Genomic DNA, 14364 nt, shown 5'->3' with positions numbered 1-14364 from the left:
CATGTTCGATTGGCTGATCGTCGGCGCGGGTTTCGCCGGCAGTGTGCTTGCCGAACGGATAGCGTCGCAGCGTCAGGAAAGCGTTTTGCTGATCGATCGCCGCAGCCATGTGGGAGGCAACGCCTACGACTGCTACAATGAAGCCGGCATCCTCATCCATCGCTACGGCCCGCACATCTTCCACACCAACAGCCAAACGATCGTGGACCACCTTTCGCAGTTCACGCAATGGCGGCCGTACGAGCACAGGGTGTTGGCGGCCGTGGACGGGCAACTGGTTCCCATCCCGATCAATCTCGACACCATCAACCGGCTTTACGGGCTAGACCTGACCTCGGCACAGCTGGAGGATTTCTTCGCGTCGCGACGCGAAACGGTGGAGGATGTCCGAACGGCTGAGGACGTCGTCGTCAGCACCGTGGGGCGCGAGCTCTATGAAAAATTCTTCCGCGGCTACACAAGAAAGCAATGGGGCGTCGATCCCAGTCAGCTGAGCAAATCCGTGACGGCACGAGTGCCGACCAGGACCAACCGTGACGACCGCTATTTCAGCGACAGCTTCCAGAAAATGCCGGCCGGCGGGTACACGCGGATGTTCGAACGCATGCTCGATCATCCGAACATCAAGATCATGCTGCAGACCGACTTCCGTGAAATTCGTGAGAAGATACCGTTCAGGCGCATGGTTTATACCGGCCCGATCGATGAATATTTCGGCTGGCAGCTCGGGCACCTTCCGTACCGTTCGCTTCGTTTCGAGCACGTTACACTGGATTGCGAGCAATTTCAGCCGGTTGCCGTGGTCAATTATCCCCAGACGGAAGATTACACGCGCATTACCGAGTACAAACATCTGACCGGCCAGCAGAGTTCGCGGACCAGCCTGACCTACGAATACCCCACGGACATCGGGGACCCGTACTATCCCGTGCCCCGGCCCGAAAACGAAGTGCTCTACAAGCGCTATGAAGCGCTCGCGGCAAGCTGCCCAGACGTGTGGTTTGTCGGTCGGCTTGCAACTTACCGCTATTACAACATGGACCAGGTAGTCGGACAGGCTCTGGCCACTTTCTCGCGCATCCAAAAAAGCCTCCCGGCCTGGGCGCGCACGGACGAGCCGTTGTTGGCCGAGCCGAGAAGATAGTTTCTTTCAAGACGGAAGATCGGGCGGGTATCAGAAGGAGAAACTCGATGGATACAAACTTCAACTCGGAAAGCCGTGAGATATTTATCGTCGGCTTGCGCAACGCGCACGCCATGGAAAATCAAGCGCTGTCGATCATGAAGCCTCAGGTCGAGCGTATAGAGAACTATCCGGAGGTGGCCGATCGCTTGCGCCGGCACATTCAGGAAACCGAAGGCCAGATCACGAGACTCGAGTCCGTCCTGGAGGGCCTTGGCGAGGAGCACTCCACCCTCAAGGACACTGCCTTGTCGATGGTTGGCAGCGTGGCCGCCATTGGACATTCGATGGCCGGCGACGAGATCATCAAGAACAGCCTGGCGAATTTCGCATTCGAGAACTACGAGATCGCTGCCTACAATTCGCTGCTGGTACTGGCCGACGCCGGGGGCTTCCAGGATGCTGAAAGGGCCCTCAAGCAGAACCTGAACGAAGAGGAAGCCATGGCCAACTGGCTCAAGGAAAATCTGAGCGACGTTACCATGCGATATGCCAGGCTGCGCGAGGCTGGGGCGACTGCAAAAAGCTGATGCACCGCACCGGCGCGGGCGGCGTTTCGAGACAGACGCTCGCCCGCCCCTCCCTCGTTTTAGGCCTCTTCAAGGTGTCGTGTCCGCCACGAGAAGACCTTGCTGACGGGCCAGTTCATCTGCTGTGGGTTTGCGCAGGTGTCGCCTGCCGTCAGCCTGGATGACGGAAAACAAACCGACCTCGGCATGTCGCGAATTGTCCCAGCCCGGGTAGGCCGTTATCGGGTACAGGCAAATACCCTCGATCGGCGCTCCGAGACTGATTGCGGAACGCACCTCGTCGCAGACATAATGGAGCCAAGCCGGCCCGCCGGATCCCTCGGAGCCGGTCTCCGCAATGAACATCGGCTTGCCGTATCGATGAGCAACTTCTAGCAACATTTCCGACAGGGCGCGGTACTCGTGGTGTCCCATCGGAATCGTCGGCCCGTTTACGTACCATTGATTGTGCGGATAAAAATTCAAGCCCACGACATCGACAACATCTTCGCTCCCGCCCAACTCAGGTTCGACGCGGCCCAGCAACATGTCGTAAGCTTCGAACTGCCCCTGTCGGGCGTTTTCGGCCCGGCGCCGTTCGCTGCGGGTTCGGTCGCGAGGGGCGATATGGATAAGCGGCTCGGCCCAGACAAATCTGCAGGCGGGGTCGATCTCCCGCATTGCACGAACACCCGCGATGGCGGCCTTCACGAGGTGCCGCTTGAACCATCCACGTTTGTTCGGCCCCACGCGCGGGAAATAGCCGACCTCAACAGCCCATGCGAAAAAGGAGATTTCGTTGATGGGACACAACAGAGGCGATGTTCCGGTGATCGAACGGTGTACCTTGACGGCTTCTGCCGCGAACGAGGCATAGGCGTCGATGAAATGCAGCGAGCCCTGATCGACATGGTCCGGAGATCCGTAGTGAAAGATGTCCCAGATTACCTGAACACCTGCCGATCGGGCTGCCTCCACCATTGGCGCCCAACTTGACCAGTCATAGGTTCCGGGAGCGGTTTCGATCAAATGCCAACGCAGGCCGTCGCGGATGGTGCGAAGGCCGAGTTCGGCGCAGCCGCGGTAGTCGCCCAGGGCATGCAAATTATGCGAGGTCGCACGAATAAGATCGAGGCGAACGCCGTCCTTGCGCCGGTGCGAGGAGCATTCAAAGCCTGCCATGAAAAAACTGGCGAAGCGCGAAGCTTCCGGAACCGAGGCCTCCGTCTGGCGTCCCACTTCGCTCATTTTTCGAAGTCTCCTTTGGGCAATCGGCTTCGAACTCGGCCGCCTTGTCCGGACCGGGAACCGCGTTGGCGAAATACCGAATTCAGTCGGGCGCGCCCCATGTTCGTTGCTCAGTCCAGCTCGTCCTTGCGTGGCCGGGTAGTGCCGAACCCATTGGTAGAGCCTTTGTTCCGGTGGTGAACTGTCCGGGCGCCGCGTGCAAATGAGGAACAAGGAGGCCCGTCCCAAGTTCGGGGCGATGTACAGCCGCCGTCATCCACTCGAGCGGCTGCTCGGCAACAACAGAGGCATGGGATCACATGACCGTTCAGATTCGACTTTCCGAGATCGACCACGCCAGGCGCGAGGATCGTGGCGACGGCGCTTGGAGCATCGCACCGGACCTGGGTTACTTGCGGCTAGCAATCGTCAATGTCGTGTTCTTCGGCGCACCGGGCAGCGGAGATCGGAACTGGGTGCTGATCGATACCGGGTTGCCGACGTCTCGCAGCAGCATTCTAGCGGTCGCGGAAAAGCGGTTCGGCGTTAACGCACGGCCGGCTGCAATCATCCTGACCCATGGCCATTTCGACCATGTGGGAACGGTTCTAGAACTCGCAAATGGCTGGGACGTGCCTGTCTTCGCCCATCCACTCGAGCACCCCTATTTGGACGGAACCACATCCTATCCGCCACCGGATCCCTGGGTTGGGGGTGGACTGATGGCGCTGCTTTCACCGCTTTTTCCACGCGGGCCAATCGATCTTGGCAGCCGTTTGCAACCCTTGCCCGCCGATGGATCGATCCCCGGAATGCCCGGATGGCAATGGCTGCACACACCCGGACATGCCCCTGGGCATATCTCGCTCTGGCGCGAGCAAGACCGCTCGCTCATTGTAGGAGACGCTTTCATCACCACCGGTCAGGAGTCGGTCTATGAAGTCGCCATTCAGGATCTCGAGATGCACGGTCCGCCGCGCTATTTCACGCCAGACTGGGATGCAGCGGAAAGGTCCGTGAAGCATCTGGCTGCCTTGGGTCCCCAGATGGTCATCAGTGGACACGGTGCGGCTGCTGCGGGAGTGGGCATGCGGCAGGCTCTCGATAACCTGGCTGAGCGATTCAGGGTATTCGCCGTCCCGCCGAAATTGAAATTCGTGCGCGAGCCAGCGTCGCCGATAGCTAGGCCAATCGAGCCGCCATCGTTCTGAAATTATGGTCGGATTGGCCAACGCGGGACCATCGGACAGAGTAACTCGGTCCAGCGGAACAAACCCGGCCGGCGACAGTTGGGGCACTCGCTCAGGGGGCGACACCCTGCGAAGTGCCGCGAGGTTCCGCGCCATGGGGAGGCTCAGATGGAAACCCGATGAACGCATGCCCCTAGCACGCGTTCCCGCAAAGAGAGATTGCAGAACCGGTGTTGTTGCCATCCAGCCCTAAGTTGACACGCCAACTGCTCTGGATCCTCGGAGGCGCATTCTTGCCCGGTTGCGCGGGGGGAGTGCTCGATCCCCAAGGACCAATTGGCGTCGGCAATCGCACGATCCTTTTGAACTCGCTGGCGGTGATGCTGGTGATCGTTGTTCCCACGCTTGTTGCACTTCTGGCATTCGCCTGGAAGTTCCGCGCCTCGAACAGCAACGCCCGCTATAACCCGGAGTTCACCTATTCGGGACGCGTGGAGTTGATCGTCTGGTCGATCCCGACGCTCACCATCCTGTTCATTGGCGGTCTGATCTACTACGGATCGTATCAGCTCGATCCGCGCAAACCGATCCCTTCTAGCCAGCCGCCGCTCGACATTCAGGTGGTGGCGCTCGACTGGAAATGGCTGTTCCTCTATCCCGAGCAGGGCGTGGGCGCTGTCAATCAACTGGTTATCCCCGCCGGTGTTCCAGTGCGTTTCAAGTTGACCTCGGCCAGCGTGATGAACACGTTCTTCGTGCCCCAGCTTGGCAGCATGGTCTACGTCATGAACGGCATGCAGACCGAATTGCATCTGCAGGCCGACCGCGAGGGCAGCTTTTTCGGCCAGTCGGCGCACTTCAGCGGCGACGGCTTCTCGGATATGAATTTCAGTGTGAGCGCGGTTTCAGCCGATGCCTTCACCCGCTGGGCGTCATCGCTGCGTGGCGGGGGCGGCGTGCTCAACGCCAACGCCTATCGCGAACTCGCCCGGCAAAGCACAAATGTGGCGCCGGCTTCCTTCGGTCATGTCCAGCCTGGGCTGTTCGAAGCGGTCGTTCAGCAGACGCTCCCACCGGGTCCGGGGCCTGCTGAGAGCGCAGCCAGCGGCGAGCCACAGGTGAGCCCAAGGGCATTACCCGCGGCGGCGGCAACGATGACCCATCATCCACAAGGCGCAGAATGACGATGCTGGGCAAGCTCGACTGGTCGGCCGTTCCTTTCGATCAACCTATCCCCCTCGGCGCAGCCCTTGGCGTCTTTCTGGCAGCAGCCGCCGTGCTTGGCTGGATAACGGTGAAGGGCTACTGGCCATATCTGTGGAGCGAGTGGATAAGCTCGGTCGACCACAAGCGCATCGGCGTGATGTACATTGTGCTGGCGATGCTCATGCTTCTTCGTGGTTTTATCGATGCTATCATGATGCGCACACAACAGGTGCTGGCGATTCACGGGCCGGGCTACCTCCCGCCGGAGCATTACGACCAGATCTTTTCCGCGCACGGCACGATCATGATCTTCTTCGCCGCGATGCCGTTCATGATCGGCCTGATGAATTTCGTCGTGCCGCTGCAGCTTGGCGTACGCGATGTCGCTTTTCCGACGCTCAATTCCGTCAGCTTCTGGCTGACGGCTTCCGGAGCCCTGCTGGTCAACATCTCGCTTGTGGTCGGCGAGTTCGCGCGCACCGGCTGGCTGCCCTATGCCCCTTTGTCGGAAACCGCCTACTCGCCGGGCGTCGGTGTCGATTATTATCTGTGGGCGATCCAGATCTCCGGCGTCGGCACGCTGCTCACCGGCGTCAACCTGGTGACGACCATCCTCAAGATGCGGGCGCCGGGAATGGGCTATCTGCGAATGCCGATGTTCTGCTGGACCTCGCTCGCGTCCAACCTGCTCATTGTCGCAGCCTTCCCGATCCTTACCGCCACGCTCGCAATGCTGACGCTGGACCGGTATCTCGGCTTCCACTTCTTCACCAACGAAGCTGGTGGAAATCAGATGATGTTCGTCAACCTGATCTGGGCGTGGGGCCATCCCGAAGTATACATCCTGGTGCTTCCCGCCTTCGGAATCTTTTCCGAGATTTTCTCGACTTTTTCATCGAAGCCGCTGTTCGGATACCGTTCGATGGTCGCGGCCACGATGTTCATCTGCATCGTCTCGTTCATGGTCTGGCTGCATCACTTCTTCACCATGGGTGCCGGAGCGGACGTTAATGCCGCCTTCGGCATCGCCACGTCGGTCATTGCCGTGGGAACCGGTGTGAAAATCTACAACTGGCTCTTCACCATGTATGGCGGGCGCGTTCGTTTCGACACGCCGATGCTTTGGGCACTGGCTTTCGTGACCACCTTCACCGTCGGCGGCATGACTGGCGTCCTGCTTGCCGTCCCGCCGGCCGACTTCGTGCTACACAATTCCCTTTTCCTCGTCGCGCATTTCCATAACGTCATCATCTCGGGCGTGTTGTTTGGAGCATTCGCCGGCTTCAGCTACTGGTTCCCCAAGGCGTTCGGCTTCCGTTTGCACGAAGGCTGGGGAAAGGCGGCATTTTGGGTCACCTTGGCCGGCTACATGCTGGTCTTCGTACCGCTCTATATTGTCGGTCTGCTCGGCATGACGCGGCGCCTGCAACATATCGATATGGACCTTTGGGCACCGTGGCTGGTGGTGGCCGCTTTCGGCGTGGTGGTGATGATCGCCGGCGCGGCGCTGCAGATCACACAGCTTTTCGTTTCGATCCGGTATCGCGACAAGTTTCGCGACGAAACCGGCGACCCGTGGGACGGGCGTTCGCTGGAGTGGTCGACATCTTCTCCTCCTCCTGTCTTCAATTATGCACGGCTGCCTCACGTGGAAGACGAAGAGCCCTACTGGAGCATCAAGCAACGAGGGATCGAACAGAGCTCGGACGAGGAAAAGGCATATGAGCCGATCGAGATGCCTCGCAACAGCCCGACTGGCTTCGTCACCGCCTTCTTCAGCACACTGATCGGCTTCGCGCTGATCTGGCATATATGGTGGCTGGCGATCGTCGGCTTCATCGGCGCCTACGCAACCTTCGTCGTATTCGCCTGGCGCGATCATGGAGACTACGAGATCCCTGTCGACGAGGTCGCCCGCATCGACCATGACCACAAGGCAGCCCAGTTTGCCTGGCTGCGCGGGTGGGAGCGCCCGGCATGAGCGATCACGCATTCTCCGGCGACATCAGCGCCGGCACCCAGGCACGGGACCCGTATCGGCTTAATCACACCGGTCGGCATGCGGTGCGCTCTGCGACGGGCCACGGAGAAGGCGGCCCGGCCTCAAAGTTCGTCACGGTGACCTACGGCTTCTGGATCTTTCTCCTGTCCGACATCATCATGTTCTCGGCATTTTTCGCCGCCTACGCCGTGCTCGCCAAGGCAACCGCCGGCGGACCGACAGGCAAGGATCTGTTCGAACCGACACGGGTTGCGGTCCAGACGGGCCTTCTGCTCACTTCGAGCTTCACCGGCGGCGTGGCAACACTCGCCACCCGTCGCAGATCAATGGCTGCCACGCAGTTCTGGCTTCTCGTCACGGGGTTGCTCGGGGCAGCGTTCCTGTTCCTGGAACTACAGGAGTTCGCGGCAATGATCGGCGAGCAGGCAGGCCCCTCGCGCAGCGCATTTCTTTCTGCCTTCTTTGCGCTCGTTGGCTGCCACGGTGCCCACGTCGGTCTCGGCCTGCTCTGGCTGGGAACGATGATGGCGCAGCTGTGGGTCAAGGGCTTTCGGCCCGACATCTTGCGGCGGCTCCACTGCTTCGGGCTCTTCTGGCACGCCCTCGACATCATCTGGGTTGCCATCTTCACCCTGGTCTATCTGCTGGGAGCATCGTCATGACCGAGTTCGAGAGCAAGACCGACGAGTTGCAGGACCGCCGCGATTCAGCGCCGGGCGAGGAACACATAAGCGAGCACGAAACGGCTGGGGGCCTCTCGGGCTATGTGCTCGGCTTCGGGCTGGCCATCCTGCTCACGATCGCGTCATTCCTGGCGGCGCGAACCGATCTGATTTACCAGCCCGCGGTCATCTCGGCCCTGGTGGTGCTCGCTGTTGCGCAGATGGGCGTGCATCTTGTCTTCTTTCTGCACCTGACCACCGGGCCGGACAACACCAACAACATCCTGGCCCTGGCCTTCGGCGTGCTGATCGTCGCGCTGGTGGTTCTGGGCTCTATCTGGATCATGGCCCACCTGAATGAAAACATGGCTGCCATGACACCCCATCAAACCGGAACCATGCCTTGAACGCTGCCCTGCGAACGCACGGCCGCCCACAGTGCACCATTCGCACCGATGGCCCCAGGAGACAAAAGGCTCGTCAGATCTCGTGCTTTGGCTGGGCTGCGCGTAGGGCATCAAGCGCTAAGCGAACCGCATCGATGCCTGAGACGCTGGGCTGGATCGGCCTGAAAATCAGGCGGCCCTTCCGGTAGTCCAGGCCCAACGCCTTGCTGTTCCGCCATTGGGACGCCGACGGCTTGTACCGAGGGGTGATCGCGATAGCCTCGGGACCCACATCGACTTTGCCGACGCCCAATTCCGACGCTGCTATTCGCAACCTGGTAAATTCCAGCAAAAGGGCTACTTCGCCAGGCATGTCTCCAAAGCGGTCCTCGAGCTCTTCGCTGAATGTATCGAGGTCCGGCTCCGAACGGATGCGGGAGAGCCGCGCATAGAGGCCAACGCGCACCGTAGGCTCGTCGACATAGCTCTCGGGAAAAGCCCCCTTTCCCGAGCCATTGATCTCGGCAAGTTGCTTGCCGAAGTCGGCCCCTCCGCCAGCCGCCGAGACCGCCCGCTCCAGCAAGTGCTCGTACAAGCCCACTCCGATCAGCTTCATATGCCCGGCCTGGTCTTCGCCGAAAAGATCGCCGGCGCCACGCAGGTCGAGGTCTCTTTGACTGATTGCCAGGCCGGAGCCGAGCCGATCGAGCGCAAGCATCGTCGAAAGCCGGGCCTTGGTGCCTTCGGCCAGTTCAACGCCAGGTTGGGTCAGAAGAAACGCTACGGCCTGCACCGCCCCCCTTCCGACCCGGCCCCGCAGCTGGTGCAACTGCGCCAGACCGAACCGGTCGGGGCGCCAAACGATGATGGTGTTGGCCCGCGGCACATCGAGGCCGCTCTCGATGATGTCGGTGCTCAACAAAATGTCGCCATCACCGTCGGCGAATCCGACCATGACTTCGTCCAGCTGTCTCCCCTTCATTTCACCATGCGCCGTCTTGACCCCGAGTTCCGGCACCAGTCTGTTCAGTTGGTCACAGGCCGGGGCAATATCCTCGATCCGCGGGACCACGAAAAAGCTCTGTCCACCCCGGTGGAATTCACGCAGAAGGGCCGCGCGCACCGATGCTGGATCGAACGCTGCCAAGATCGTGCGAACGGGACGTCTTTTGGCGGGCGGAGAGTTTAGAACGCTGACGTCCTGGATGCCCGACAACGCCGATTGCAGCGTCCGGGGTATCGGTGTGGCGCTCATGCTCAGCGTATGGAGGCGAGGCGTCATGGTCCGCAGGGCCCGCTTCAACTTGACCCCGAACCGGTGCTCCTCGTCGATCACCAGCAGTCCAAGATTGGCGAAGGTGACGCTCTTGGACGCCAGGGCCTGAGTACCCACAACGACCGTAACCTGGCCGCTCCGTAGACCCGCTTTTGCCGCTCTCGCCTCCGCTGCCCCGACCATCCTAGAAAGGTGGGCGACCTGCAGGCCGGTTCCCGCGAAGCGGCGGCTGAACGTCTCATAGTGCTGTCGTGCCAACACTGTTGTCGGTGCTATGATAGCAACCTGTTTCCCGCAGAGAGCGGCGGCGGCGCAAGCACGCAGGGCGACCTCTGTCTTGCCGAAGCCGACATCGCCGCAGACGAGCCGGTTCATTGTTCTTCCCGACGAAAGGTCATCGAGCACAGCGCGGATGGCGGCCGCTTGGTCGGGCGTCTCCGTATAGGGAAATCTCGCCGCAAAACGGGCCAAGTCCGTGCGGGAGGGCTTTATGATCTCGGCAGGCTGGCTGGACCTGATTTTGGCAAGGCTCAAGAGGCGTTTGGCCAGCCTGTCGATCTCGCGCAACGCAGCTTCGCGTCGCTTCGGCCAGCCCTCGCCGTTGAGGCGATCAAGGGACACTGCCTCCGGTTCCGAGCCGTAGCGCCATATTCGTCCAAAGTCGTCGACCGGAACCAGCAAGGAAGCCCCGCCATGATATTCCAGTCTGACGACATCCTGTTGCTGGCCAGCCAACTCGACCTGTTCGACCGCGGCGAGCACGCCCAGGCCATGGTCTTCATGGACGACGACATCGCCAATGCGCAACTCGGGTTCGAGTATGCCCGTGGTCGCGCTCCCGTTCGCCTTCAACGCGGGACCAAACAGGTCGGATGCGGCCACCACGGCGATATTGGATTGCGCGTCGACAAACCCTTCGTCGAGGACGAATTCAGCCTTGAGAAGAGAGCCCCTTGCGGCCGAAAGGATTTGCGGCAAGTCGGCCGCTTCCTCTGCCCGCCGGCCTAGTCTCCTATCGAGCAGGCGATCTGCTCGCTGCAATTCAGAGGCATCGCCGGTGAACACTACTCTGACTCCGGCGCTCGTCTGCCTTGTGACGAATTCCGCGAAATCATGCCCGGGTCGGGCCTGGCGGAAGAATTTGGGAACTCCCACGGCAGAAACGGCAAGTCTCACGCAGCAGCGGTTAAGCAGAGCAGCGTCCCACTCTTCACGGGATAGGTAAAATCGTCCCGGCAAAGGTTTTTTCGTTCCGGCTGCCTCCTGCCTGGCACGACGTGCATCCTCGACCAGATCCAGAACTCTGCCGAGCGGCTGCCCGTCGGTCCCTTCAAGGAAGGAGATCGAGGCGCTGGAAGCCGCATCGAAGACGGACGGCATAGCGCCATACGATGCGACCAGGCGCTCTTCCATCGACGTCGCGCGCATCGCTGTCAGCTCAGGATGCTCACCAGCTTTAAAGATCAGCTCGGATGCCGGTCCGACCGTAACCGAGTCTCGAACCTGATCGCTGAGCTGACTGAGCGGGTCGTAGGTCTTGAGCTGGCGGATGCAGGCATCGGGACCAACGATGACGCGAACGGGGCCATCCGCGCCAGCAGGGAAAATATCGATGAGATCGCCCCGAAAGGCTATCTCACCCGGTTCGTCGACCCTCTCGTCGACGACATAGCCAATGGCTTCGGACCTGGTTCTGAAATCGTCACGGTCGAGCTTTTGTCCCACCTCCAGAATTGTGAAACCGCCAGCGATGACCGGAGCAGGCGGCACCCGCTGCAGAATGGCTTCGAGCGACATCACAGCGATGCGCGGGCGATCCGGCTTCGTTGCGATCTCACGCAACGCACGAAGCCTTCGCCCCATATTGGCGCGTGTGGGCCACACCCTGTCGTAGGGCAGGCAATCCCAGGACGGCAGCAAGATGATATCCGCGTCAGGCAGGAACTGACGCAAGGCGCCGGCGATCTCCTCGGCACTGCGTTCCGAGGGAGCTATATGGATGATGTGCTTGTCCCGACTGGTCTCCAGGCCACGGGCCAGCGCTACCGCGATTGCTGAGGATGGCGGTCCGCCGTGCCCTATCGCAGACCCGCTGTCATCCGTGTGATCGATTTGTTCGACATCCGTCCGCGAAATATGCCTGTTCACTGAAATCTCACCTTGCCACTGAGACAACGTCAGCGGAGCCACCCCGTTCCTGGCGGCGCATCAAAGAGTTCCAGGACGGGCTGCGGGTGCAGCCCTTGAAATGGGCGGAGCGACAGGGTCAAAGCTGCGCCGTGATCGGCGAACTCCTGGGGCTGGCTGCCCAGCGGGAAAATTTCTAACCGAGCCTATGTCATAGGTTAATGCATTGCTGCCTTGCTCACCTATGGCTGTCCTAAAAACTGGTGCTTCGATCATTCCGGGATCTTCAACCACGCTCGACGCTGGCAAAACGCTCCAGGCATGGGACCATGCCGCACGGCGGCGCCTTCTGCCGCCGCGCATATGTCCCCATGCCAGTCGGAACTTTTGGCGCGGATAATAGTTCGATCACCAACATCAGCCAGGTAGTCAATTTGTTCCCCACCTCATCCTCGGATGTACTCATTCGCAAGCTTCAGACCATCTCGGATCTTCGAGAGGCCGACATCGGCGTTCTGAAAGGCATTCCGATCCAGGAGAAGGAATATTTGGCCAACCACGATCTGGTGCGTGAGGGCGACCGTCCTGTTTACTCGTTTGTCGTTCTTGATGGCTTGGTCGGTTCCACCAAACATACGGGCGAAGGAAAGCGACAAATCACATCATTCTTCGTCGCCGGCGACATTCCTGATCTGCATGGGCTGCATCTGTCGGTCATGGATTGTAACTTCTCGACCCTTACGCCGGCGCGAATAGGTTTCATGCGGCATGACACCCTGCGTGCCGTTTGCGACCAGCACCCTCGCATCGCCACCGCTTTTTGGCGGTCGACGTTGATAGATGCCGCGATTTACAGGGAGTGGGTCATCAATGTGGGAAGACGAGAGGCATACACCCGCATGGCTCACATCCTGTGCGAACTGATTTTTCGTTTGCGCTCCATGGGGCGCATTGAGGATCACGTGGCGGATATCCCCATTACACAGGCGGCCCTTGGCGATGCACTGGGTTTGTCCACGGTCCACGTCAACCGGATGCTCCAGGAACTACGACGCAGAGGCCTCATTGCCACCTCGGGATCAAAAGTTCACGCACTGGACTGGGCTGGCCTCACTCACGCAGGAGATTTCGACACGACCTACCTGCACCAAAGGAACCCCGCAGATTAGCAGTGACGGAAGCTCTCCGATGGCACGATTTTTCTTCGACAGCGGCGATGGCGATCTCATCTTCGAGGACGAAATAGGTGTCGAATGCGCTGGCCTCGAGGAGGTCCGCCGCGCGGGATTCGAGGGCCTTGTCGACCTCACGAGAGAGTCACTGAAGAGCGTCGACGGGCAGCAATTGTTTATCGAAGTGCGCGATGAAAATGGCGCCAAGATTTTGCGGCTGAGCCTCTCGCTTCGGGTAAAATCGAACGTATAAATTTGCACTCTACGCGCGCGTTAGGCGAGCGGACTGGGACTGCAAACATCCACTGGCATGTCGTGTCTCAAAACCAGGGCCACTTTTGAGCGACATGCATTAACCCATAGATTGTGCCTCGATTTGTGTACAGGACGGGGAACCATCAAAGAGCCGCCGAGTTCGTCCAACGGACAAGCTCGGAATCTAACATGGAAGAAATCGGCAAGGCACAACAAAAGGTCATAGCCCGCCTCATACGGGAGTGGATTTCATCGGACGCCAATCGTCGCCAGCTTCGCCAGTTGCTGGATCTGCCGACAGACGCGGACATGCCCAGCGAGCATCGGTCATTGCTTGACGAACTCGACCGAAAGCTCAACCAATGAGCGCCTCTGCTTTCGGGAGGGCTTCCGAGTGGATGCGAGCCGGTGGCGAGGGAAAGGAGCTGAGGTCGACATCTGGTTGAGGCCGCCGACATTTGACCCAAGCAGACGCGAACGCTTTACGCCGGACGGCGCCGATCGGCCGAAGAAAGAATGTTCGGTGGTTTCGTGGAGCCGCGGTCCGATTCCTAGAGGTGAGTTTCTGCACCTTGCTGCGCGTTTAGAAGTTGAGAAACGGCAGTTATGATCTGCGGCAGAAAAAAGGGCTTGGTGATCATTATGCTGTTGGGCACACCTTCCGCTCCCCAGTGTACCGCGCTGTCGCCACTGATATAGACAACCGGGATGGTCGAGTTGGACCTTCGCAAGTGCCGAGCGACCTCCCACCCCGACTGTCCTGCTCCCAGACGGATGTCCGTGAGCACGGCCTTGAACTTGGTCGGATCGGGGTCGAAAGCCGCCAGCGCCTCGGCGGCACTCCGAGTGCCGACCACCTGGAAGCCGGCCTCCTCCAAAGCTGACTCGAGGTCGAGCAGGATCATTGTCTCATCTTCGACGATCAGAACAGCACCTTCGATCACCCGGAATCTCCCCAAGCCGCTACCGCTAATACGATTTCGGCGTCAACTTGGTTCCATCTGACGCGCAGCAGCCTTTGGCTATCGAAGCTCTACGCTGCCTCGATTGCGCGGCGGACTTGTGACGTCGGGAAGCCACCCTGGAAAAGGCCGACACCGGCTTAGCTGCTTCGACAGCCTTGGACAATGAGGCTGAATTACAGGTTGTAGCCGACGCTGAACCGTCGC

The 14364-nt window shown here is 60.2% G+C and carries 13 protein-coding genes; 10 read left to right on the top strand and 3 right to left on the bottom strand.

Annotation, left to right across the window (positions count from 1 at the left end):
- The first annotated feature begins 1 nt into the window (after position 1).
- Positions 2-1144 (top strand): UDP-galactopyranose mutase, encoded by a 1143-nt coding sequence (glf, locus tag NKH54_RS16325; RefSeq protein WP_023668033.1) that lies wholly within the window; start codon positions 2-4, stop codon positions 1142-1144.
- Positions 1145-1191: 47 nt separating this feature from the next.
- On the top strand, positions 1192-1713 hold the full coding sequence (locus tag NKH54_RS16320; protein WP_023687824.1) for a ferritin-like domain-containing protein: 522 nt from the start codon (positions 1192-1194) through the stop codon (positions 1711-1713).
- 69 nt (positions 1714-1782) lie between these two features.
- Here NKH54_RS16320 and NKH54_RS16315 read toward each other — a convergent pair whose 3' ends face one another.
- Positions 1783-2940 carry a hypothetical protein gene (locus tag NKH54_RS16315; RefSeq protein WP_023668031.1) on the bottom strand — a complete coding sequence of 386 codons (1158 nt, stop codon included), beginning with the start codon at positions 2938-2940 and terminating at the stop codon, positions 1783-1785.
- 299 nt (positions 2941-3239) lie between these two features.
- On the opposite strand from NKH54_RS16315, the gene NKH54_RS16310 reads away from it, so the two are divergent.
- The 5 genes from NKH54_RS16310 to cyoD all read left to right on the top strand — a co-directional run bounded on the left by NKH54_RS16310 (position 3240) and on the right by cyoD (position 8386).
- A complete protein-coding gene (locus tag NKH54_RS16310) occupies positions 3240-4130 on the top strand; it encodes an MBL fold metallo-hydrolase (protein ID WP_023668030.1) in 891 nt (296 codons plus the stop codon).
- Between the two features lie 233 nt (positions 4131-4363).
- Positions 4364-5293, top strand: a complete 930-nt coding sequence (cyoA, locus tag NKH54_RS16305) for a ubiquinol oxidase subunit II (RefSeq protein ID WP_245263729.1) — start codon at positions 4364-4366, stop codon at positions 5291-5293.
- A 2-nt stretch (positions 5294-5295) separates the two neighbouring features.
- Positions 5296-7296, top strand: a complete 2001-nt coding sequence (gene cyoB, locus NKH54_RS16300; RefSeq protein WP_353028608.1) for a cytochrome o ubiquinol oxidase subunit I — start codon at positions 5296-5298, stop codon at positions 7294-7296.
- Positions 7293-7979 carry a cytochrome (ubi)quinol oxidase subunit III gene (locus tag NKH54_RS16295; RefSeq protein WP_023681134.1) on the top strand — a complete coding sequence of 229 codons (687 nt, stop codon included), beginning with the start codon at positions 7293-7295 and terminating at the stop codon, positions 7977-7979. The genes cyoB and NKH54_RS16295 overlap by 4 nt, the downstream gene beginning before the upstream one ends.
- Positions 7976-8386 (top strand): cytochrome o ubiquinol oxidase subunit IV, encoded by a 411-nt coding sequence (cyoD, locus tag NKH54_RS16290; protein WP_353028566.1) that lies wholly within the window; start codon positions 7976-7978, stop codon positions 8384-8386. The genes NKH54_RS16295 and cyoD overlap by 4 nt, the downstream gene beginning before the upstream one ends.
- A 73-nt stretch (positions 8387-8459) precedes the next feature.
- On the opposite strand, the gene NKH54_RS16285 is transcribed toward cyoD, so the two are convergent.
- Positions 8460-11789 (bottom strand): DEAD/DEAH box helicase, encoded by a 3330-nt coding sequence (locus NKH54_RS16285; RefSeq protein WP_353028565.1) that lies wholly within the window; start codon positions 11787-11789, stop codon positions 8460-8462.
- 308 nt (positions 11790-12097) lie between these two features.
- Here NKH54_RS16285 and NKH54_RS16280 point away from each other — a divergent pair, with 308 nt between their 5' ends.
- The 3 genes from NKH54_RS16280 (at position 12098) to NKH54_RS16270 (ending at position 13561) form a co-directional block, all read left to right on the top strand.
- On the top strand, positions 12098-12937 hold the full coding sequence (locus tag NKH54_RS16280) for a Crp/Fnr family transcriptional regulator (RefSeq protein ID WP_023714650.1): 840 nt from the start codon (positions 12098-12100) through the stop codon (positions 12935-12937).
- A gap of 19 nt (positions 12938-12956) precedes the next feature.
- Positions 12957-13193 (top strand): DUF6894 family protein, encoded by a 237-nt coding sequence (locus NKH54_RS16275; protein WP_023668023.1) that lies wholly within the window; start codon positions 12957-12959, stop codon positions 13191-13193.
- A 191-nt stretch (positions 13194-13384) separates the two neighbouring features.
- A complete protein-coding gene (locus NKH54_RS16270) occupies positions 13385-13561 on the top strand; it encodes a hypothetical protein (RefSeq protein ID WP_023687819.1) in 177 nt (58 codons plus the stop codon).
- Between the two features lie 185 nt (positions 13562-13746).
- Here the strand turns inward: NKH54_RS16270 and NKH54_RS16265 are convergent, their stop codons facing one another.
- On the bottom strand, positions 13747-14139 hold the full coding sequence (locus tag NKH54_RS16265) for a response regulator (protein ID WP_353028564.1): 393 nt from the start codon (positions 14137-14139) through the stop codon (positions 13747-13749).
- Between the last annotated feature and the right edge of the window lie 225 nt (positions 14140-14364).

The organism is Mesorhizobium sp. M1004 (assembly GCF_040318795.1).
Lineage (GTDB): Bacteria > Pseudomonadota > Alphaproteobacteria > Rhizobiales > Rhizobiaceae > Mesorhizobium.
Note: the sequence above shows the minus strand (reverse complement) of the source record. Positions and strands in the feature narration are given on the sequence as shown.